21 protein-coding genes and 1 pseudogene are annotated in these 21,723 nt (G+C 43.3%); 4 read left to right on the top strand and 18 right to left on the bottom strand.

Going from position 1 to position 21,723, the window contains the following annotated elements; genetic code table 11:
* Positions 1 to 845 (top strand): WD40 repeat domain-containing protein (locus ACM0OZ_RS26285; RefSeq protein ID WP_414585765.1); only part of this gene is annotated, 845 nt, incomplete at its 5' end.
* Here the strand turns inward: ACM0OZ_RS26285 and ACM0OZ_RS26280 are convergent.
* The 4 genes from ACM0OZ_RS26280 to hemH all read right to left on the bottom strand — a co-directional run bounded on the left by ACM0OZ_RS26280 (position 769) and on the right by hemH (position 4,602).
* Positions 769 to 933 carry a tyrosine-type recombinase/integrase gene (locus ACM0OZ_RS26280; RefSeq protein WP_414585768.1) on the bottom strand — a complete coding sequence of 55 codons (165 nt, stop codon included), beginning with the start codon at positions 931 to 933 and terminating at the stop codon, positions 769 to 771. The two genes, ACM0OZ_RS26285 and ACM0OZ_RS26280, sit on opposite strands and share 77 nt — an antisense overlap.
* Before the next feature lie 397 nt (positions 934 to 1,330).
* Positions 1,331 to 2,410, bottom strand: a complete 1,080-nt coding sequence (locus tag ACM0OZ_RS26275) for a spore photoproduct lyase family protein (protein WP_414585764.1) — start codon at positions 2,408 to 2,410, stop codon at positions 1,331 to 1,333.
* A gap of 498 nt (positions 2,411 to 2,908) precedes the next feature.
* On the bottom strand, positions 2,909 to 3,394 hold the full coding sequence (locus tag ACM0OZ_RS26270; protein ID WP_414585763.1) for a hypothetical protein: 486 nt from the start codon (positions 3,392 to 3,394) through the stop codon (positions 2,909 to 2,911).
* A 44-nt stretch (positions 3,395 to 3,438) separates the two neighbouring features.
* Complete coding sequence (gene hemH / locus ACM0OZ_RS26265) at positions 3,439 to 4,602, bottom strand: ferrochelatase (protein WP_414585762.1); 1,164 nt, start codon at positions 4,600 to 4,602, stop codon at positions 3,439 to 3,441.
* Positions 4,603 to 4,696: 94 nt separating this feature from the next.
* Between hemH and ACM0OZ_RS26260 the strand changes: the two are divergent.
* Both ACM0OZ_RS26260 and ACM0OZ_RS26255 read left to right on the top strand, forming a co-directional pair.
* Positions 4,697 to 4,967: pseudogene (locus ACM0OZ_RS26260) on the top strand (SAM-dependent methyltransferase); the annotation flags it as partial.
* Positions 4,968 to 5,236: 269 nt separating this feature from the next.
* Entirely contained in the window at positions 5,237 to 6,232 is a 996-nt protein-coding gene (locus ACM0OZ_RS26255; RefSeq protein WP_414585761.1) for an SGNH/GDSL hydrolase family protein, read from the top strand.
* Positions 6,233 to 6,261: 29 nt separating this feature from the next.
* On the opposite strand, the gene ACM0OZ_RS26250 is transcribed toward ACM0OZ_RS26255, so the two are convergent.
* From ACM0OZ_RS26250 to ACM0OZ_RS26185, 14 genes are all read right to left on the bottom strand, one after another.
* The gene (locus ACM0OZ_RS26250) at positions 6,262 to 6,480 is read right to left on the bottom strand and encodes a hypothetical protein (protein WP_414585760.1); all 219 of its coding nucleotides are present in this window, start codon (positions 6,478 to 6,480) and stop codon (positions 6,262 to 6,264) included.
* 470 nt (positions 6,481 to 6,950) lie between these two features.
* Positions 6,951 to 7,226, bottom strand: a complete 276-nt coding sequence (locus tag ACM0OZ_RS26245) for a hypothetical protein (protein ID WP_414585759.1) — start codon at positions 7,224 to 7,226, stop codon at positions 6,951 to 6,953.
* Between the two features lie 83 nt (positions 7,227 to 7,309).
* Positions 7,310 to 8,284, bottom strand: a complete 975-nt coding sequence (locus ACM0OZ_RS26240) for a condensation domain-containing protein (protein WP_414585757.1) — start codon at positions 8,282 to 8,284, stop codon at positions 7,310 to 7,312.
* 40 nt (positions 8,285 to 8,324) lie between these two features.
* Positions 8,325 to 9,332, bottom strand: a complete 1,008-nt coding sequence (locus ACM0OZ_RS26235; protein ID WP_414585756.1) for a histone deacetylase family protein — start codon at positions 9,330 to 9,332, stop codon at positions 8,325 to 8,327.
* On the bottom strand, positions 9,329 to 10,129 hold the full coding sequence (locus tag ACM0OZ_RS26230; RefSeq protein ID WP_414585755.1) for a hypothetical protein: 801 nt from the start codon (positions 10,127 to 10,129) through the stop codon (positions 9,329 to 9,331). The genes ACM0OZ_RS26235 and ACM0OZ_RS26230 overlap by 4 nt, the downstream gene beginning before the upstream one ends.
* 83 nt (positions 10,130 to 10,212) lie before the next feature.
* Positions 10,213 to 11,094: a DMT family transporter gene (locus ACM0OZ_RS26225; RefSeq protein ID WP_414585754.1), complete on the bottom strand. Its 882-nt coding sequence runs from the start codon at positions 11,092 to 11,094 to the stop codon at positions 10,213 to 10,215.
* A 1,461-nt stretch (positions 11,095 to 12,555) separates the two neighbouring features.
* A complete protein-coding gene (locus tag ACM0OZ_RS26220) occupies positions 12,556 to 13,362 on the bottom strand; it encodes a glucose 1-dehydrogenase (RefSeq protein WP_414585752.1) in 807 nt (268 codons plus the stop codon).
* 282 nt (positions 13,363 to 13,644) lie between these two features.
* A complete protein-coding gene (locus ACM0OZ_RS26215) occupies positions 13,645 to 14,280 on the bottom strand; it encodes an SAM-dependent methyltransferase (protein ID WP_414585751.1) in 636 nt (211 codons plus the stop codon).
* Between the two features lie 36 nt (positions 14,281 to 14,316).
* Positions 14,317 to 15,666 (bottom strand): APC family permease, encoded by a 1,350-nt coding sequence (locus ACM0OZ_RS26210; RefSeq protein ID WP_414585750.1) that lies wholly within the window; start codon positions 15,664 to 15,666, stop codon positions 14,317 to 14,319.
* A 137-nt stretch (positions 15,667 to 15,803) separates the two neighbouring features.
* Positions 15,804 to 16,499 carry a rhomboid family intramembrane serine protease gene (locus tag ACM0OZ_RS26205; protein WP_414585749.1) on the bottom strand — a complete coding sequence of 232 codons (696 nt, stop codon included), beginning with the start codon at positions 16,497 to 16,499 and terminating at the stop codon, positions 15,804 to 15,806.
* Positions 16,500 to 16,561: 62 nt separating this feature from the next.
* Positions 16,562 to 17,257 (bottom strand): hypothetical protein, encoded by a 696-nt coding sequence (locus ACM0OZ_RS26200; RefSeq protein ID WP_414585748.1) that lies wholly within the window; start codon positions 17,255 to 17,257, stop codon positions 16,562 to 16,564.
* Positions 17,258 to 17,441: 184 nt separating this feature from the next.
* Complete coding sequence (gene mgtE, locus ACM0OZ_RS26195) at positions 17,442 to 18,836, bottom strand: magnesium transporter (protein WP_414585747.1); 1,395 nt, start codon at positions 18,834 to 18,836, stop codon at positions 17,442 to 17,444.
* Between the two features lie 263 nt (positions 18,837 to 19,099).
* Entirely contained in the window at positions 19,100 to 19,453 is a 354-nt protein-coding gene (locus tag ACM0OZ_RS26190) for a phage holin family protein (RefSeq protein ID WP_414585746.1), read from the bottom strand.
* 281 nt (positions 19,454 to 19,734) lie between these two features.
* Positions 19,735 to 21,012: a sensor histidine kinase gene (locus ACM0OZ_RS26185; RefSeq protein ID WP_414585745.1), complete on the bottom strand. Its 1,278-nt coding sequence runs from the start codon at positions 21,010 to 21,012 to the stop codon at positions 19,735 to 19,737.
* A gap of 102 nt (positions 21,013 to 21,114) precedes the next feature.
* Here ACM0OZ_RS26185 and ACM0OZ_RS26180 point away from each other — a divergent pair, with 102 nt between their 5' ends.
* A complete protein-coding gene (locus ACM0OZ_RS26180; protein WP_414585744.1) occupies positions 21,115 to 21,720 on the top strand; it encodes a hypothetical protein in 606 nt (201 codons plus the stop codon).
* The last annotated feature ends 3 nt before the right edge of the window (positions 21,721 to 21,723 follow it).

Raw genomic sequence — 21,723 nt, 5'->3', positions numbered from 1 at the left:
AGACGATAGCTTCTGGCAGTAATGACAACACGGTACGGTTGTGGAATCTCAACGGGCAGCTACTCAAAACCCTTTTGGGGCATAGCAGTTTTGTCTTGAGCGTGGCATTCAGTCCGGATGGTAAGACGATTGCTTCTGGCAGTGATGACAGCACGGTACTGTTGTGGAATCTCAAGGGGGAGCACCTCAAAACCCTCACTGGGCATAGCGGTTCTGTCATAAGTGTGGCATTTAGTCCGGATGGTAAGACGATAGCTTCTGGTAGTGATGACAACACAGTACGGTTGTGGAATCTCAACGGGCAGCTACTCAAAACCCTCAGTGGGCATAGCGGTCCTGTCTGGAGCGTCGCATTCAGTCCGGATGGTAAGACGATTGCTTCTGGCAGTGATGACAACACAGTACGGTTGTGGAATCTCAAGGGAGAGCTACTCCAAACCCTCAGTGGGCATAGCAATCATGTCAGCAGCGTCGCATTCAGTCCGGATGGTAAGACGATTGCTTCTGGCAGTAGGGACAACACGGTACGGTTGTGGAATCTCAAGGGGGAGCACCTCAAAACCCTCACTGGGCATAGCAGTTTTGTCTATAGCGTGGCATTTAGTCCGGATGGCAAGACGATCGCCTCTGGCAGTTCTGACAACACAGTCAAACTGTGGAATCTGGATTTGGATGACTTACTAACACGTGGTTGTGCTTGGATTTCTGACTATCTGAAAAACAACCCCAATGTTAACAAAGATGACCGCCAACTCTGCGATGATATTCCTAACGCCCCAAAATTTCCAACTGTGCAGCAGCGCGGCGTTTCCTCTCCTCTGGGCGACGGTCATATCTTGCGGTAATTGTAGGATTGGAATGACCCGCCAAACTCTGCACAGTTGCAATATCCACCCCAGCATTTAACAAATCCGAAACGAATGTAGGCCGCATATCATGGGGAGAAAAATAGACCTCTTGCCAAAAGGCAAAACTTGCCCTCATCCCCCAACCCCTTCTCCCAATTTTGGGAGAAGGGGAGCCAATCTCAAAGTTCCTCTCCCAAGCTTGGGAGAGGGATTTAGGAGCCACTGCGTTGCGGTGAATCCAGCGCTGCAGGAGGGTTTCCCTCCGTAGGCGACTGGTGAACCCGTTCGCGTAGCGTCTCCGTTAGGAGAAGGGAGGTTCCCTCCGTTGTAGCAAGTGGCGTGGTGAGGGTAAAGATTCATGCAAGAAGTTTAATGTTCTATTTCCCCATTATTAAAATCTGACATATTAAGCTTCACCACCTCAGCCCGTCGCAAACCAGCACCGCGCAGAATAGCGATAGCGCTAAAGCGCTTACTACAAACTAAGTCCAGTACAGAATCTTAGCATTTGGAAAGCGCCGTCCAATCTCACCCTCAAAAAAGCGCTTCATAGTCTTCATCGTGTCATTATCATAGACATACTTTGTGCCGCCAAACTTATTTCGCTTGACACTGCGTTTGTCTTCGTCCATGTCTAGTTTTGAATGGGGATACCACGTTTGCAACACCTCTTTTGAGCCAGGTGTAAAGCGGTGCGAGATGAGTTCAAAAGTGAGGTCACAATCAAAATCTAGTGCTTCGCTAATTTGGTCAAATAGACGACCATAATGCATCTCCCAATCATCTATATGCATAATAGGCGCAATGACCAAACCTACCGGATACCCGCCACCACCTCGTTCTGGTGGAAGTGCTAACCGTCGCAATGCCATCAGCCGTGATGGTACAGACGCTGTACCACCCTCAAAACGACCGGAAACAGGCGCAGCATTCACACTGATCCGGCAGCGTGTATGACCATTGTGTGGCAAATTGAGTAGCTCATCTACAGCATCAAACTTCGACACCCATCTTAGATGTGCGTCATCACGAGTGCCAAAGTAGCGGATACATTCAGCAAGGCTTCCTGTCAGATGCTCGATGCCTAACGGGTCAGTATAACAGCTAACCTCAAAACTTGTTGTGTTCCCTGGTTTCTCGTAAGCTGCCAAGTTCTCTAATATTTGCGGCAAGTTGGCAAACACGCGAATGACTGGCGGACCTTGCAAACTACCTGCTAAGTAGCAATATTGACAGTGCGCTGGACAGCCTTCCGCAAGATGAAATTGCCAGTCAGCTGATGGTGGGATGGGGCTGAGTTTAAAGGAACTGGGCGGAGCGGTGACAACTGCAAGCGTGCGTTTGGCAATATCATAAGTATCGCGTTCAGATTCTCCGCGCAAACCTGTCAGGCGATTTCGCGGTAACTCTTGTATAGGTAAGTTGAGAGACTGTACGCGTGCTAATATCTGCTGTCCCCACGGTTCAGCGATCGCAGCGGGTGTGAACAACACTTGCTCCGGCATCCATAATTTTGGTTGTCGCAAAGGTGTGTTTGGTGTCAGAACATTGTCTGCAATCATGTATCTTGCTAATTCTTCCTAAGAAATGTAGGTATCAAGGCTCAACAGCAGGGAGACACACTTGTGCCAACATGAAAACTACCACACTGATGTCATATAACTCTATTTTAAAGCTCTGAAAAACGGGCTGGTACTTATAAATAGAGCGGGTTATACCCAACTAAAAGTAGTAATTTTCTACTGAAATTATTGCTAACTCTAAGAGAATGTTTGTAAAGTATCCATTCATACTAGACCAGGCGACTGTAAGTCGCGGCTACACAGGCAAAACCCGCCTACGCGGGTTTAAAACCCTTAATTTTTGGTTAGTCCGCGCAGGCGGTGAGACCAGTCCTGCAGGCGGGTTTCCCGCCGTAGGGAACTGGCGAACCCGAAGGGACTTCGCTTGTGTAGTAGCGAATTATATTCGCCCAAAACTTTTAAAACATCCTCTAACTATTGGTACAGGCTCTCTTTTTCCTTTTTCAAAAGTTTTACTGTTACCCACTCCTTACACTCTCAAGTTTTGTCACGAGCAAAATTACGTGGGTATGTCAGTTTCCAGCTTTGTGGATCTTTTAATTGGTTGTACATACCTTGCACAATTAACCTGAAAGCGGTTCGAGTTCTAATGTAGTCTCTGATTAAATGCGTACCTGGCTCAGCAAAAATGCCATCAACTTCTTGTAACGTGCCAAATGGCTTTTCACAGTAGCTGCCAGCACCTTTTACTGTTAAGATAAAAAATGGGGTTTCCTTGTATTTATCTGGAACCATAAAAATTCCATAAACATGATGTTCACCACGCCACGGCTGAACAACAACCTTGGTAGCATACACATCGTATTTTCCAAATTTTGGTCTAAGAAGTACTTTTGTGTTGCAATCGGAACCATCCCCAGGAAACCATAAATAAAATATTGTCAAGCTAGTTAGGAACAGAAGCAATAAAAAAATATAGTTTTTCTTATACCACATAAATTTAAAGAATTCGTAATTCGTCATTACTAACTTAATAACGAATTACAAATTATGGCATAATGACTTGACTACAACAGCCCAACCATGTGTAGCAGACCGTGACCTGTAATCAGTTCGATAACCAATGCTATGAAACCAAGCATAGCAATACGACCATTCCAAACTTCTGCACTACTGGTCAAACCCCACTCCCAACGCTCTGGCGGGTAGATTTTGACCTTTTTTTTCATTTGGCTGACTTGCGAGAGCTTTAAACTGGGGGATTTCAAGGCATCAATCACCAAATCTGCCAACGCCTTAATAAATACCGGATGAGTATTAAGGGCGGGTACGCGGCGGAAGTTGTGAATTCCGGCTTGTTCTGCGACTTCCCGATACTCAATATCAATTTCTTGCAGTGTCTCAATATGTTCTGAGACAAAACTGATAGGCACAACGACCAAATCTTTGACGCCTTTTTCCGCTAGTTCTGGGATGGCATCCTCTGTGTAAGGTTGTAGCCATTCCACTGGACCCACGCGACTTTGGTAGGCTAAAATATGCGGATTCGGTCGATTAAGGGTTTGCATAATCAAATAGGTGCATTCCTCAATCTCTTGCTGATAGGGGTCGCCTGCTTCTTCAACGTAGCTTTTAGGAACCCCGTGAGCACTGAAGAAGACATGAACCTCATTGGGATTGGAACACTGGTCTAGTTCCTGGGCTATCAGATCCGCCATTGCTTGGAGGTAGCCTGGTTGTTTGTACCAGGAATCAATGACGGTGTAATCAATAACCTGAAGTTTTGGGTTTTCTTGCCAAAGTCTTTCTAAAAGCCGGAAGCTGGAACCACTGGTACTGATAGAAAACTGGGGATACAGCGGTAATATCACAAGACGTTCGATGTTGTCTTGGGTAATTTTGGCGATCGCCTCTTCGGTGTACGGATGCCAGTAACGCATACCGATGTAAATATTAGCGTCTTGCCCCAAGGCACGCAGCTGTTCTTTCAAGGCTTCTCCTTGAGCTTCGGTAATGCGTCGCAACGGCGAACCGCCCCCAATTTGCTTGTAGTTCTCTTGGGATTTACTGGTGCGCCTTGAGGCAATTAACCAAGCTAAGGGTTTTTGCAACCAACGAAAGGGTAGGCGAATAATTTCTGGATCGGAAAACAGGTTAAACAGAAAGGGTCCGACGTCCTCTAATTTGTCGGGACCTCCGAGATTGAGTAATAAGACGCCTACACGACCCATAGCAGTTACAATCCCCGCAATTTTTCAGGTTTTTTACTAATGTTAACAATATATCTTGAATAAATATCCAAAATTAACGACAAGCAAAGAGGCTGTGCCTACAATTTTAAGGCATTCTAGTTACCGCTTCCAATGGCTGTATGATGGCATATCTCGTCTGGCCGCTCCTTTGTGTAGGCGGTGAAGCGCGTTTGAGCCAATTGGCAATGCTTGGGTTAACAATTCATGCAGATACCAAAGTTCTGGATTTATCTTGCTGTAGTGGTCAAGCAACGCAATTTTTTATCAAATCTTCACAAAATGTAACAGGCCTAGATGCTTCGACCTTATCCTTATTCTTGAAACGGGCGCTGCAGAATGTTCCAGCCTTTATCCTAGGTGGAAGCTTTCTTTGGAAGATCTGCTTTTTGAGAACTTTAGCTGAACTTTCCAGACTTTATCTGTATTGATAGCCATTAGTTGCTTAGAGAGAATAAGAGCAATTGACCCTCGCAGAGTCCTTATGAGTGCATAAGTCAATTTCAGCGACATCTATCAAAGATGTAGTGGAGGACATTTAGATAAATTTGTCTAAACTCTAAAATTTTATTTCTTTTTGTCCAAAATCCAATCTAGTAAAGCAAAATTTTGACTCATGATTATCAACATATTTGATGTCGTCAATTCTTATCGAGATATCAGTCCTGACTTACTTGCAGCAACTTTAACACCAGACGAGCAACTATCATCGGACTTCCAAACTTTTGTAAGAGCAAATACAGGACGTTGTCATTTTAGTGATATGTATGTGTTTGGTGACAGCCTGTGTGATATCGGTAATGCCTTCGATACCACGCAATCATGCTTAGGAGAGGGGCGTCCACCTTCACCACCCTACTTTCAAGGACGCTTTTCCAATGGTCCAGTATGGATAGAATACCTCGCAACATTACTAGGATTAACTTCTAGAAGGAATACTAACTTTGCCATTGGTGGTGCAAATACAGGTAGCGATAATACCTTCATTCCTAATAATCCACTAGGTCTACCAGGATTGCAGCAGCAAATTAACAGTTTTATTGGAGACTTAAAGGCAGTCAATAGGCTTGCTGACTGTGAGGCAGTTTATATAATATGGGCGGGAGCTAATGATTACTTAGGCGCTGGCTTGACTCAACCTGCCATGCCCATTAAAAATCTATCAGATGCTGTCACATCGTTGGCTGCTGTTGGCGCTAGACATATCATGGTGCTTAACTTACCAGACTTAGGAGAACTACCTGCTACACGCAGGAATAGTCAACAGTCCGCCCTCCTCAATGCGTTAACTCGCGAGCATAACGTTGGTTTAGCCAAATCACTTAGCTCTCTAAGTCTAGGTTCTGATGTAAATATCATTCTTTTCGATGTTCATTCACTATTTAATCAAGTCCTCACCAATCCAACAAAATTCGGTTTTACGAATGTGACTGACTCTCAACTTGACCAGTTAGAACATCTTCAAAATTACACTGATAAGTTCTTATTCTGGGACGTTATACATCCCACGACAACTAGTCATATGATATTTGCAAAATTTGCCTTTTCGTTGCTTGCGCCCATAGTTCAAGCAAGGCTATCTAATGACCAGTATAATTTGTCAAATCTTTAATGGTAGAAGGAATAGAGATGGTGGCTATTTCATAAATGCATTACGTCTTGAATTTCCGTTTCATACAGCAAAATTGTTGTCTCCGGACCTACCCTACCGGATTCTGGTGGCGGTCCCATTTCCATCTGAACGGCATAAGCCCACATACCTGAATCTATTTGGCAATTCAAAATTTTTCCCATACCGCCAATAAAGGAAACAAGTTGATTTTTGCTAAATCTAGGTAGTTTTGTCTTCATTTCAAGCATCTTTGTACACCTGTCTTTTTTTGTTTTGATGAGTTATTCGCGACCCGAATGTTGCCGTTAGTTAACGTATCAATGCAGCAAAATGACAATATTAGAATATGGTGCATGACAGCAAGCGTAACGTACTAGAATTTAAAGAACTAGAAAGTTAGTTGTTGCTAACTTGCTTTAGATAATTAGGTAATTTAAAATAATTTCCTATTTTGAAATTGCAATAAGATTTTAGCGAAGACATAACGTTTCGACCTATGATTTGATTAATGGACATTTGAGGTTTTATGCAGAATTACAGTCAAGCAATAATTACTACAAAAATCTTAGTTGTATTTCGATAATATTTCCCCTTTACAGCCCTCATGCCTGCCAAGAGACTTAAACTGCACACATCCCAAAGGCTGATTTTGGATTGGGGTTGTATTGATAAACACAAATCAGTACAAATAAGTCATGTGTACTATTCCTAACGCCTTCTAAATACTTGTAGCGCCTATCATCTCTACTTCTTTAGGTTTAACAGCCAATAAGAGTGTAGCTTGGGGGGAACGCAGATGTACCACTTGCAGATGGGTATATTCAGGTTTCTTCAAGAAGACAGGATACTCTTTTCGCCGCCTGTGGTAAGTCTGAAGCGCCCACAAAATAATCGAATCTCGGCTAAAAGTTTTTTTCCAACTTTCGCGGTTACCATTGCAGACTTCCTGTTGCGTGACAACTCGATGAAACGTCCGCCATACCAACTGCTTCATCACAACCCACAGCGGATAATCTAACCAGACAACTGTGTCAGCCTTTCCCCAAACGATGTCGCGTACCAGGCTGTAATTGCCATCTACGACTCAGGTATTGCTTGCAAGTGCAACTGCCGTTGCTCAACTTCTGTAAGCATTAGCAATTGCGAAATTCGCTCCTCTGGGTTAGCAACAATACCTGACAGCAATGTCACAAAATGCCCTGCCATGCGAGCGATGGTCGAATCATCAAACAGGTCGCTGTTGTATTCCCATTCGGCTATTAATCCAGAAGAGGTATCCTCCATTGATAGAGTTAAATCGAACTTCGCTGTTCCCGTTTCTATAGGAAATGAACTTACATTTAACTCAGGCACATCCAAAGATGATATGGGAGCATTCTGGAGCGCAAACATGACTTGAAACAGTGGTGAGTGACTTAAGGAACGCGTCGGTTGCAATGCCTCTACCAATTCTTCCAAGGGCAAGTCTTGATGAGCGTATGCTTGCAGCACTACTTCCCGTGTCCGATGAAGCAACTGCTTAAAACTAGGGTTGCCAGACAAATCGGTACGCAGCACTAAAGTATTGACAAAAATGCCAATTAGCCCTTCTAGTTCCGGTCGATTGCGTCCAGCCATGGGCGTACCCACTACGATGTCCTCTTCGCCTGTATAGCGATAAAGCAAGGTAACAAATGCAGCAAAAAGGGTCATGAACAGGGTGACTCCCGCACGCCTGCTGAGGTTGGCGATCGCCTCACCTAGCTCCAGAGAAAGTGTAAATTGTTGATGCTTTCCCCGGTTTGTTTGTATGGCAGGTCTGGGTCTGTCGGTGGGAAGTTCTAGTAAGGTGGGAGCACCTTCAAGTTGTTGCTTCCAATAGGATAACTGCTCTGCAAGCCCTTCTTGTTGGAACCACTGCCGCTGCCAAACAGCAAAGTCGGCATACTGTATGGGTAATTCAGGTAAAACTGGGGGTGTGTTAGTCGAGAATGCAGTGTAGAGTGTTGCTAACTCTTGGACGAATACACCCGTTGACCAACCATCAAAAATAATGTGGTGTGCTGTTAGCAAAAAAACATATTCTGTTGAGCTAATCTGAAAGAGAAAAAATTTAGTATAGAAAGGGTTCTAGAAAACTACTAACACATTTCCCAAGATGTTGAAGATTATATCCTCCTTCTTGAATTAAAATAGTTCTGATATTTAATTCTCTTATTTGTCGAGCAATTTTAGAATAACTTTCTATATCCAGTAAAAAGCCCCCAATTGGATCTAGTTTATAAGTATCAAATCCTACAGTTACAAATAGAATATCAATTTTTTTATTCCTAATTTCAGTTAAAGCTTGTTCTAAAACTTCTAGGTAAACTCCCTCAACAGAACCAGAAGGTAAGCAAAAGTTCCGATTAAATCCTACCCCCCTATCAGCACCAACTTCATACTCAAACCCTGAAAAATAAGGATATTTATTATTAGGATGAGCATGTATAGAAATAGTCAACACATCTGAAGAATCATAAAAAATTTCTTGAGTTCCATTGCCATGATGAAAATCTATGTCTAGTATCGCAGGAAAAAATCCACAGTTTAAAGCATATTTAGCTGCTATAGATGCGTTTGCAAGATAACAGTATCCGCCTGCCATACTTTCAGTTGCATGATGTCCTGGTGGACGACAAATTGAATAACTATATTCTCCTGTTTCAATTGTATGTTTAGCTGCCGAATATGCTAGAGAAACAGAATTTTTAGCTACTTCCCAAATATTTGGCGTGAATGGAGTGAAAAGGTCAAAACAATACTTGCTTGCTAATATAGTTGGTTTTGAATGTTCCTGCTTTAACCACTTTGAAAATTTAAAAACCGAAGGGTAAATAATTGGAGCCTCACACACCTCTAAATTCTTGAGAAACTGTACATAATCTTGTTTATGAATTTCAAGTATCAAGTCTTCTGAAACTGTTGTGATTAAAGAAAATTCAATTTGATGACTTTTGCCCAAATCTTCTAAAATTACTTCAACTCTTTCAGAAACCTCTGGGCATTCTAGTTTTTGCCCATTAAAAAGTTCAAAATTTATTTCATGTTTCGTATGAATTTCATTTGTAAATATTTTCATGAGTTTTGGTCTCCGTAAAGTCTGGTAGCCGTGTAGCTGTAGCTGGGATTGGGAGTGGACTCATAAGCTAAGTTAAGCACAATACGAGAAATATTATCGTTAAGAAGCTCTGTTACTCGGTGAAGACATCGATCGGCACGAAGCAAATATGCATCTCCTGAAGCATGATGTTTGGTTTGAACAAGATTAGAACAACGAGCAAGCTCAACTAAAGGGTCAACATTGAGTTTTGGGTCAGCACCAAGACTATCTAAAAAGTTATTCCAATTAGGAATCAGCTCAAGCAAGCCTCCCTCAAGCTTACAAGGAGCCTCAAAAATAATTACTAGAGCATAGCTTGGATCGTCTAAATGCCAACCGTGAGTGGCGCCAGCGCAAAGCAGAAAGTTAGCTACCATAAATTCTTCTGGGTGAAGACAAGGATAAATTTCAGCGCCCACAATCATTTGAAGGAAATGACTCAGATTTTCATCTGAGTAAAGACTTCTTAGCATCGGAGATAGCTTTAAGATTTTTTGTCCCCCAAGAACATTGAGTACGCGCGGGGTTTCATAGCCTTCCATCACGAAGTTCTTTTTTATGGCGAATGGTTCGATGCGCTTAAGTTCTGCTTTAAGGTCAGTAAACGCCTCCAAAGAAAATAAACCTGGAAGCTTAACATAATTGTCAGTGATAAATTCATATCTAAGTTGTGTCAAAACATCATAATCTGTGTATTTTTTAGAGAGAAGATTTGCCCAAAGACAAGGTTGAGCGTCTGGTTGTTTAAGAGCTTGTTTCACGACTAGTTTATTCATTGTTTTAAAGCACAAACTTAGTAATAAGATTCTTTGGCATCAGCTTATCGGGCATTTAAGATAATTAACAAGGTAATAATCGGTTAGTTGCTCTGTACCTCAACCTCGGTATCCGGCTCATCCTTGTTTTGACTTTGATTTAGAAACAGTGCGGCTAAGACAAAAAACCCGCCAATTAGACCGCGTATTCCAAGATGCTCGCCAAGTAGCCAAAATGAGAAAATTGCCGAGAAGACTGGCTCTATTGTGTAGATTAAAGCAGCTTCGGATGCCGAAACCCAGCGCTGTGCTAAGGTTTGAAGCCAGATTACAGCAGCAGTCGCAAAGAGCGCTAGGTAAAGAATCGGTTTCCAGTGCTGGCTTATTGCCTCAAACTGCGTGAGGACTTGTGAGTTACTCCAGAGTGCGCCTAGCCCCCCAATAAACAGTAGTTGGATGCTGGTTAATGATAAAGTCGGGTGGCGTAACGTGACTTTCTCTAGGAACAGCGTATAGAGTGCATAAAGAACAGCACCACCAAACATCAACAGATCACCCATTCCTAGCTCTCCCCCTTCCCAAAACATGATGCCAATGCCAAGAGCAGCGACTCCTGCGGCTAAGAAAGTTTTCAACAGCACGCGCTGACCGCTCAACCATCCCAGTAGAGGTACGATGAGTGCGCTTAGACTGACAATGAATACTGCTCGGTTTGCTGGTATAGTCTTGAGTGCAATCGTTTCGGTAGTTAAGTAGAAGAAGAACAAAAGCCCTAAGACCATACCATCACGAAGCAAAAGTGCATTTAGATTGCGTAAGTGTATAATAAAAACTCCTGCCGCTAACAAAAAGCGTGTGGCGATCAATCCACTCGGATTCATGCTACTAACTATGTCTTTAGTCAAAGGGAAAGTCGTAGCCCCAATTAGATTAATAAAAATCAGCGATATTATTCCTTTAACACGCAAAAAGTTTTCAGTTTGCATAAATAGCAAGTAAGACGTTATGAATTGATTGAGAGAGATTTTTAGGCGCCATGTTTTCAGTTTTCACACAGACCAAGCCCGATTTGGAAGCGCTACGGAGAGCGAGTGAACAATGCAGCCAATACGTCGGTTTTAGCTTTACCTAATAAATTATTGGCTTAGTGGAAAGCAACGAGAATAGCTGTAACTAATAATGTCTGCTTGTTGCACGTAATCGGTAAGTGAAGTACCCATACTTAGCTTCGCTTGAAGTATGGGCTAAGCGCTAAGGCGCACGCTTCGCGAACGCGTCTCAACCGCCGTTGCTCTGTTGGGTACATCCATTGCTGAATGTTCGTCACTAAAGACGATCCAAGTCTTACACAGCGTCTCTGGTATTGCTACCTTTATCTCCCCGTGGAGAACCCGCGCAGCCGCCCGCCTCCCGCAGGCAGTGAATTGTTTTTTCGTACATTCCTGTATGGCTTATCTTTTACCGCAGAGCGTAATCGTGCGAACCAGTGACCGGAATCTTTCCCCCTTTCTCACGCTCTTAGACGAGGGTTCGCATACTACTGCTACTGTGACCGTTTGTTATGAGCCGTGTGGGTGGGTCAGCAACCAATTACAGTCTACCACTCGAATTAGACAGATTTCGGACAAAATCAAGAAATATTTGGCAATTATTCGGACATCCCACTTCCTCACTCACTCACAGTCAGTGTAGGTCGGGGATGCCCTCATCACCGCCCGCTCCCTATCCCCACCCTATGAGTACATTGAGGGTGGGGACTTCCGCGACCCGTTAACAGTATTTTGGTTAAACTCCAAAGATTGAGCAGATTGAGATGTCACTGTTTTCTCTGAGCTTGGCTTTGTCTGAACCGATGCTTGCACTTGGTTAAGGCGTGAATGTCGCGACCTGCTTCTTTATGCGATTAGGAAGGCATTGGACAAATACTGATTTTCTGGTATTATGAGAGATTTCTCCTAAGGTCGTAAATGGACTAAAAAGTTTCTCGAAAGAAACTTGAAACTTTGTTTTCCAAAATTTCTTCAAACAAACTTCTATTTTTTTATCACGATAAATAAGGTTGAGCAATACCTGTTTCTTGAAAATATCTTGAATAAATTCGTCTGAATAAATTGCTTAACTGTCTTAACTGTCTTAACTGTCCGCTAGAAATTGCTTAACTGTCTTAACTGTCTTAACTGTCCGCTAGAAATTGCTTAACTGTCTTAACTGTCTTAACTGTCTACTAGAATTTGTTTAACTGTCTTAACTATCTTTAATTTTTTTTAATTATTTGTTTTCATTTTTTACTGGAGTTTAGACTAAAAGTCGGGGAGCGCCAGTGTATTAGTTCAAATGTATTAAAAAGGTGGCACCAACGTAGAATTCGCTAATGATAATAAAAAACAGGGGTGGGGGAAGAGTTGCACCGTGCATCGCCTCTTCCCCCAACAGCACTATTATCATTCTTATGAAGACCAAGGCTCACGAAAGCTGGGATAAAGCGTCAATCCACCATCAATAAACAGGGTTTGTCCGGTAATATAACCAGCTTCATCTGAGCAAAGAAATGCCACAGATGCTGCCATTTCTTCTGAGGTTCCAGCACGACCCATAGGAATATTACTCTCAACTTCTGCCTTTGCCTCAGGGTCGTTAATCCATGATTTGTTGATTGGTGTAATAGTCGCTCCTGGTGCAATTGCATTCACACGAATGTTATTGGATGCGTATTCCAAAGCCAAGGAACGCGTCAGGTTTTCCATCCCTCCTTTGCTTACGGAATACCCAACATATTTCGGTTTGGGAATGATTTCGTGAACGCTGGAAATGTTAAGAATTACACCACCGCCGCTACGAGAAAGAAAATGTTTAAGCGTTTCACGGGCGCAGATATACGCACCTCTAAGATTTACGGCAACGACTCGGTCAAAGTCTTCAATTTTCATTTCATGAGCTGCCGCCTCAATTTGAATGCCAGCATTATTGATTAAAATATCAAGCCTGCCAAACTTTTCCACAACAGCAGCCACCATTTTGACGACATCTTCTTCTTGGGAGACATCAGCTTGGACCAGAAGACTTTCAACACCACAACCTCGAATTTCACCGCAGGCATTTTCTACCATTTCCTCAGTTTCTTTGGCATCTTCAGGGTTTTTGCGGTAGTTAATGGCAACATTTGCACCTTCTTGAGCAAATCGAACTGCAATTGCTTGCCCAATTCCTGAACTAGCACCCGTCACCAACACATTTTTGCCTTTCAAACCTTTCATCGCGATTGAACCTCCTGAATCAGTTAGATAATGGGCAATTGGTAGAAGTTAACTAATGAGGGGTAGTTATCATAGTTCCAAAACACATAGTCAAATATAGTCAGACATGTGTGAAATTGGATTTAAGCAACTCTACTTTCAGCATGAACACGCTTGAATAGTGGAGTTATACGCCTTGGATGTACTACCAGACATCCCCTATCCCTTAGAGTCTACAACCCTTGTACCAGAGGTGCCATGGCACGTCTCTACATTGTTTTTTGGAGAGGTCTATTGAAAACTTCATTGCACATTAGCAGGGGGATTCTCAGGAACAACCCAATAGTAGATGGTGTGCTGACGAGCCGAACCCTGTACCCGCTCTACACGCTCAGGTTTCCACTCGCCCATATCAAAATCGTGGGAAATAATCCGTGTACCGGGTTTGAGTTCCTGCAACAGCTTTGGTCGCAGTTGCAAATTGACACTAGGTAACAAATAGAGCGTTACCACCGTTGCTTGGCTCAAATCAGTTTGGAAAAGGTCTTGTTGTAAAAAAGTCACGCGGTCACTCACTCCCGCCTTTTGAGAGTTTTCTCGACTTCGCTGAACTAACTCGGGATTAATCTCTATACCAGTAGCACGACTCGCACCGTATTTCTGCACAGCAGTAATCGGAATCCGCCCATCACCGCTACCAAGGTCATAAAGCACATCGTTACTTGACACATTTGCCAGTTTCAGCATTCGGTCAACGACTTTTTCAGGTGTCGGAACGTAAGGTACATTAGCCTGACGTTCTTGAGGTTGTGCAGTGGTGGTTGGTACTTGGGCTTCTGCTTCTGCTTCAAAATTGCGTTGTTGAGTGCAACCTGTCAACATCAAGCTAGTAACACTCACACTTACAACTAATAATCCAAGCATTCGATGTAACTGCATATAAGCTCTTTAAATTTCGAGTTACTGAAATTTTGTTTATGATTGCCGATGATTAGCCAGAAATAACAGCGGTACACCAGCTAACACCACTGCTACTCCCGCGATCGCACCCACACCAGTATATGCAAGGCTGGAGTAAAGCAAATAACCGCTTATGAGGCAAAAGAGTATCGGTGTTAGGGGGTAGAAAGGTACGCGAAAGGGTCGCAATACATGGGGTTCGCGCACGCGTAACACGAGCAGCGACACGCCGCTGAGTAAGAAAAAGAACCAAAACACAGGGGCGGTGTAATCCACCATCGTTTCAAAACCTTTGCGCGTCAAAGTCCCAAATAGCACTAAAAAAAGCGTTATGCCACTTTGCACCAGCATTGCCTTTGTTGGTGTACTCGAGCGATTTCTCCAGTCTCCCATAAAAGAAAACAACGCAAAATCTTGCCCAAGTGCATAGTTGCTACGAGCACCTGTAAAAATCGTGGCGTTGATTCCACCCAAAGTAGCAACTGCAACCAGTAAGCTGATAAACACAGCACCAGGTTCACCAAAGGCGCGGCGCATCAAAGAAGCTGCGACAGCTTCTTGTTGTGCCATTCCTGATAGTCCTAATCCGGTGATATAAGCTATGTTGATCAACAAGTATATTGCTGTAATAATGCCAATACTCCACAGGAGCGAACGCACCATATTGCGTCTGGTGTTTTGTAACTCTGCGGAAATATAAGCCGCTTCATTCCAACCGCCGTAAGACAGCAATACAAAAACCATCGCCAAACCGAAATTTCCTTGGGATGTCGGTGCAGCAGACACTACAGGTGGTGGAGTGAAAACTAAACCAGCAATAATAACTAACACTAAGCCGAGTATTGTAGCAACTGTTAGCCATTTTTGGGTGGATTTACCTTGTTGGATACCGATGATATTGACAACGGTAAAAATAACGATGACACCAGCAGCGTAAATAGATGGGGAATAATCACCAAGTCGCCACAACTGTGAGATATAGTCCCCGAACATAAACGCCAAAAGAGCAATAGAACCAGTTTGAATCACCGTCATTCGCGCCCAAGCAAATAAAAACGCCCAATTTTTGCCAAAAGCACGCATGAGGTAATGATAATTACCACCAACATGGGGATATGCTGTCGCTAGTTCGGCGTAACACAAAGCGCCAATCAACGACATTGCACCACCCAATAACCAAACAAACAGCACCATCGTGGGACTTTCCACATTGGCGGCGACTAGGGATGGTGTCTCGAAAATACCAGCACCGATAACAACGCCAACGATAAGGGCGATCGCGTCTTTTAAGGAAAGCCTCCCTTGCGGCGCGACTTTGCTTGCAACCACAGTATTTGGTAAAGGATAATTTGTGCGTTTGCTCACATCGGTACCATCCCAGTTGGATAAAAATTTCCTGGCATATTGACTGAAAGTGTTGCAGGCGAAGGGATTAATAGCTTCCTACCAAGGTGGTAGACTTTAAGCGAGCGAATTCATTTCATACTGAAATTTAGAGTTTTCTAGTGGCGCTTATATAAGCCGAATAGAGGACCAAGAATTGCCCCGAAGACGAAGCCTCCTGCGTGCGCCCAGTAGGCAATCCCGCCACTTTCCATACCAACGTTGGTACGAGCCTGTAAGCTAGCGATACTATAGAAGGCTTGCTGGACAAACCAAAACCCAAGAAAGAAAAATGCGGGAAGTCTTACCGTAGTCAAGAAAAATCCCAAGGGAATTAAGGTCAGAACTTCGGCTTTTGGGAAACGGAGAATGTATGCACCTAAAACTCCTGCGATTGCGCCACTAGCACCCAAGGAAGGAATCGTAGAATTCTGTGAGAAGAACCACTGGGTCAATGCTGCCAAAACACCGCACGTTAGATAGAAAATGAGATATTTCACATGACCTAAGCGGTCTTCAATGTTGTTACCAAAAATCCACAGAAAAAGCATATTCCCTGCCAAGTGCAAAAAACCACCATGCAGAAATTGAGACGTAATTAAAGTCATCCATTCTGGTATCAGTGAATTTTCGCTTGCTATGGGACAGGTGGTTGAAAGTTGGCACGGTACTAGTGCTGCAATGCCGAAAAACTCTTGCAATTGTTCCGGTGTTAGACTCAGTTGATAAAGAAAAACAACGATATTAGCAATAACTATCCCGTATGTAACAAATGGGGTAATTGTTGTAGGGTTGTTATCTCGCAGGGGAACCACGGTTGTTTTTCCTCATAATGACCATTCTTTGAATCTTTACTGTGAATCTTTACTTTGAATCTTTAGAAGTTGTAGCCAACTCCCACTAACACCCCAACATCAGTTTCATCAATAAAACTGACATTCACTCCACCCGTTGCTGTAATCTGTGGGGATAAAGGAACATCTACACCACCAGAAATTAATGCACCAACAGTGCTATCTCTGCCCGTAGAAATTGCCACACCGCCGCCAATATAAGGCGCTATATTCAGTTGGGTGACTTCCAAATTTTCTTGGGGAAAATCTACAGTCAGTGGAATCAGAAAGACTGTGTTATCGCCAATGACAGCAGCCGGACGTGCAGACAAGTTTCTGGTTAGTCCAATTTTGCTAATGACAGTAAATGCACCTTCACTTAAAGTCGTATTGCCAGTCAAACCAATATTACCGCCAATACCAATATAACTAGGACCAGAGCGAGTGGTTCTCCCAGGAGAAACAACTTGAGCAACCTGTGTTGATTCAGTCTGAGGTGTAGTTGCTGTAGGTGTTCGTTCTATTTGAGATGTTGGTGCAGTTAGCAAAGCAGATGCAGAAGTCAAAGTCGTGCCAGGAGTTTCACTGCTGTTTTCTTGCTTTTGTACTACATTATCAGAATTATCAGAACTAATAGTAGTATTAGTAGTATTTTCTGCACGAACTGGCATCATACCAACCAAAGTCACAGATGTCAGAGCTAGTAAAGTAGAAGTGTGTCGCCAAAGAATATTGTTCATGTCTGTTTTTTCTTGTTCATTCTGTTGTCTCTAGTTTGGATAAGAAATGTGATTAGAAAGTGACCAAAAAAACAGGAACAAGAGTTTACAAGAAGAATAAATTTCACTGAAACTTTAAATATCTTATTTGATAATTTACAAAGTTAGAGTTAATGTACTAATCAATAAAAACATCTAGTTCTACCTAAAGTTGTAAAATAAGCCTTGCTACCGATAGATAAATAAAAACACCTAAAACATCAACCGCAGTGGTAATAAACGGAGCTGACATCAAGGCTGGATCTAGACCGAGACGACGAAACAAAAAAGGTAGGGCAGAACCTGACACCGAGGCTAAAACAGAAATTGCAAATAGGCTAATTCCCACGGAAAGAGCTACTCCCAAATTGCCTTGGAGAAAGTAAGCCCATACCGTCACCATTGTCCCTAACATTAACCCCAGAATTGCCCCAGCACTTGCCTCCCGTGCAATCACGCCTACCACCCTTTTGGAGCGAATTTCCTGAGTACTTAGTCCCCGAATGACGACTGTTGAAGACTGCGCTCCAACATTACCACCTGCATCAATTAACAATGGAATAAAAAAAGTTAAGGCAACTACTTGCTCTAAAACCGCCTCTTGATTTTGAATCACCACAGCGGTAGCCGTATTAGTAACCAGCAGCAGCAGCAGCCAAACAACACGTTTACGGGCAACAACAACTAGGTTTGTTTGGAAATAATTATCGCCACCAGACTGAACACCACCTAGAGTATAAATGTCTTCTGTTGCTTCTTGCTGTAAAACATCAATGACATCATCAACAGTCACAATACCAACTAAATGCTGCTCGGTATCTACCACAGGTAGGGCAACAAAGTCATAGTGCTGAATCACCCGTGCCACTTCTTCTTGGTCAGTGTCGGTGTGGACAAATACCACTTCCTGCGTCATGATTTCACTAACCGTTTGCTCTGGCTGTGCCATGACTAAATCCCGTAGGGAAAGAGTTCCTGTCAGACGGCGGTGACCATCAGTAACATACAAGTAGTAGATAATTTCCGTGGCGTTTGCTAAACTGCGAATTCGCTCGAAGGCTTGGGCAATAGTCATACTTTCCTTGAGCGAAATATATTTTGGGGTCATGAGTCGCCCAGCGGTACCCACTTTATAACCCAAAAGCAGGGCAGTGGCTTGCCGTTCCTCGGGGCTAAGTTGTTGAAGCAGCCGCCGCACAACTTTAGCAGGTAACTCGTCAAATAGTCTGGCACGGTCATCCGGCGACATCTGATCTACAATGTCGAGGACATCTTGATGCTTAAATTCTGTAATTAAGGACTGTTGTACACTGGGGTCGAGATATTCATAAACTTCAATCGCCTCCTGCTTGGAAAGTAAGCGGAAAGCGATCGCCTGCATAGCTTCTGGTAACCCCTCAATTGCTTGGGCAATATCCGCAGGTTGTACAGGTACAAGTAAGGCTTTTGCTCCCTGCAAGTTTTCTTGTTGCAGCAGTGCTTGTAGTTGCGATCGCACTAACTCCACAAGTTCTTGTCGGGAATTTGCTCCTCGTGAAGAAGAAAGTTGATTCTGGGTCAAGGTAGAGTCCCCCTTAATGCAGACTGACATAAAATTGGTAGACTCATATTTGATGTGCTACAGAAAAATCCCTAACCCCCGCTTATCCCCAGATAGCAGTCTAGGAATATGGGGGTAAGGAAGAATATCAACTGTGACATCAAAAAAGTGAATGAGTCATTCATTTCTCTGATTCACAGTTGCTCCAATCCGCGCTAGTTATCTTCAGTATCGACAATAAATGTGAAGAGAAAATGACAACGACTAAGAAAAAACCAACAATATTAAATAGTATTTCTGGCAAAAAAACCCAGGAATGTAGAAACAAATGTCAGAACAACTGAAGCTAACAACGCAGGTACGAAACCAGCAACTATAAAACCAGGAACGAGGAATCCTACTAGCCAAAGCATGAGCGCGTTAACGACAAATAGAAACAAACCTAGCGTCACAAGGGTAAGGGGAAGCGTCAAAATGAACAAAACAGGTCGAACAAATGCATTGACTAACCCTAAAATCAATGCTGCAATTGCGGCTGTGCCAAAACTATCAAACGCAAAGCCTGGTACAATATAGGCTGTCAGTAATAGTGATAGAGCAGCAACTAGCCAAGTTAGTAAGAAATTTACTATCAACATTCTTCAAATCTCGTCACTGGTTAGAGTTTGATACCAAGTTGCAATGAGAGCGATAGTAAATGAAGCTGATGGGAAGGGCTACCCTTACGGGTAGACATCCGTAGGGCGTCTACACACAAAAGCCCTATCGCCCCATCAGTTCCAACATGTATGGGTTTTCAACCCACAACACACAACACACAGTTAGAGGTCACAAGGCAAGGAGTGATAACCTTTTTCTCTAGCTATCTTTAGTATTGCTAAGAAATGTGAGCAGAAAATGACAGCGACAATTGCTGCGGCTACTTGAGTGGTAGAACAATTTGAAAAGTTGACCCTTCGCCAGCTGCACTTTTGACACTAATCTCACCACCGTGTGCTTGAACGATTTGTTGGGCGATCGCCAACCCCAAACCAAACCCGCCAGTTTTACGGGAACGCTTCTTATCGACTCGATAAAATCTCTCAAAAATATGCGGCAAATCAGTTTCAGGAATCCCAATCCCATTGTCTACGACTTGAATGACAGCGTGACGTGACTGGGTGAAAAGCCGTAACAACACTTTCCCGTCTGCGTTCGTATATTTGCAGCCGTTGCTAAGCAAATTAACCACTGCTTGACGCAGCAACTCTGGTTCGGCTTGCACTTTCACATTGTCAGGGGGCAATTCGCAAGTTAAAGTGATATGTTGTGCATCTTCTTGTGTTGCATAGTTGTCTACTAGCTGAATAAGCAAGTTGTTCAAATCAACTGCTTGCAACGATTGCGGAGGTAATCGTCCTTCATGACGCGCCAAAAACAGCAGATTATTGATAAGGAGACTCATTGACTTGCCGACATCAACGATTTTCTCGTAGCGCTGACGTTGTTGGGCGGGATTGCTAGATGTAGACAGTAAGCCGTATTGGGCATTGCTGATGACTGCTGCTAGAGGCGATCGCAATTCATGAGAAGCATCAGCTGTAAAGCGTTGTAGCTGTTCGTAAGTCTGACGAATCGGTTGCATTGCTAGTCCCCCCAAGAACCAACCAGCCAAACCTATTATCCCTAAGGTCACTGGCACTGTCACAAGCAAAACCAGCCGTAACTGAGCCAGATCATTTTGAGTGGATGTCAGCGGCATTGCAACTTCGAGATAACCGATTAACAGATTATCTTGGTAGACCGGCAGCGTTAACTGACGGAGCCAGATAACAGTGGGCATTGACTTCGAGGAGTGAAACTTGGTCTTGAGAGTATGAAATCCAGGGGTCATTATCAACTGCGCTCTTGGAGCCGTACCGAAAAATTGCACCAGTTGCCCTTTGGTATCGTACCAACGCGCATATACAAGTTCAGTACCCAGTGGTGGCAAATTACTCCCTAAAAGCGGCACATTTTCTAGGTCTAACTGTCCCTGACGCAGATCATACTTCGCGTTGACTGCCATCACTCTGGATTTTTGGTAGAGTAAGCGATCTAAATCCTCTAGCTCGTCTAAGACTTTCTGGTAGTAAAGTACTCCGGCAAAAACGACCAAAATACTCCCCATCGTTAGGGTAAACCATAAAGCTAGATTGCTACGACTACGATTAAACATAACTAGAGACCAGAAGCTAGTATCATGCAGAGGGAGAATTGTAATACTTGGTTTATTAGATTCTAATCCGCTTACTCATTGCCTATTCGCGCTTGTTGCCCTATGTCCTTGTCCCGTTGGTTGCTAAAATTACAGTCTTTCAAGCTAGAATTTTTGCTGCCTGTACCACTGCTTTTAATTGCTTTTGGACTTGGTGGTGAACCGTTGACAAACCTGCTATTGAGTCGTTACTACGGTACAGTAGACAAGCTCCAAGCTGATACACACACGCTAACAATGCAGCTTGTGGCCAATGTGCGAGTCATCAAAGCTGAAATTGAAAAGGAGCGTGACTTTACCATAGTTGAACTGAAGACTGCCAACTCTGTACTCAAAAAGTTAGAATTCAAGTTTCCAGCCACAGAATTAAGCTCTATTAAAGGCATGATTGCTGAAGAACTGGGAGTGTCTGCGGAAGTAGAAACTCTGCAACCTAATACACAAATGCAGGTGCAGCTTGCAGTCAAGGCGCTAGGAATCCTAGCTGAAATCGATAAGGAGCAGGGGTTTACCAAAGTTGAGGTCAACACCGCAGACTCTGTACTCAAAAAGTTAGAATTTGAGTTCCCAGTCACAGAATTAAGCTCTGTAAAAGCGATGATTGTTCAAGAACTAGGACTGTCTCCTGAAAATGCCACCATGTTAGTCAGCTATCGACTAAAAAGCTAGCGA

This window comes from Scytonema sp. PCC 10023, from assembly GCF_963920835.1.
Lineage (GTDB): Bacteria > Cyanobacteriota > Cyanobacteriia > Cyanobacteriales > Nostocaceae > Kalymmatonema.
Note: the sequence above shows the minus strand (reverse complement) of the source record. Positions and strands in the feature narration are given on the sequence as shown.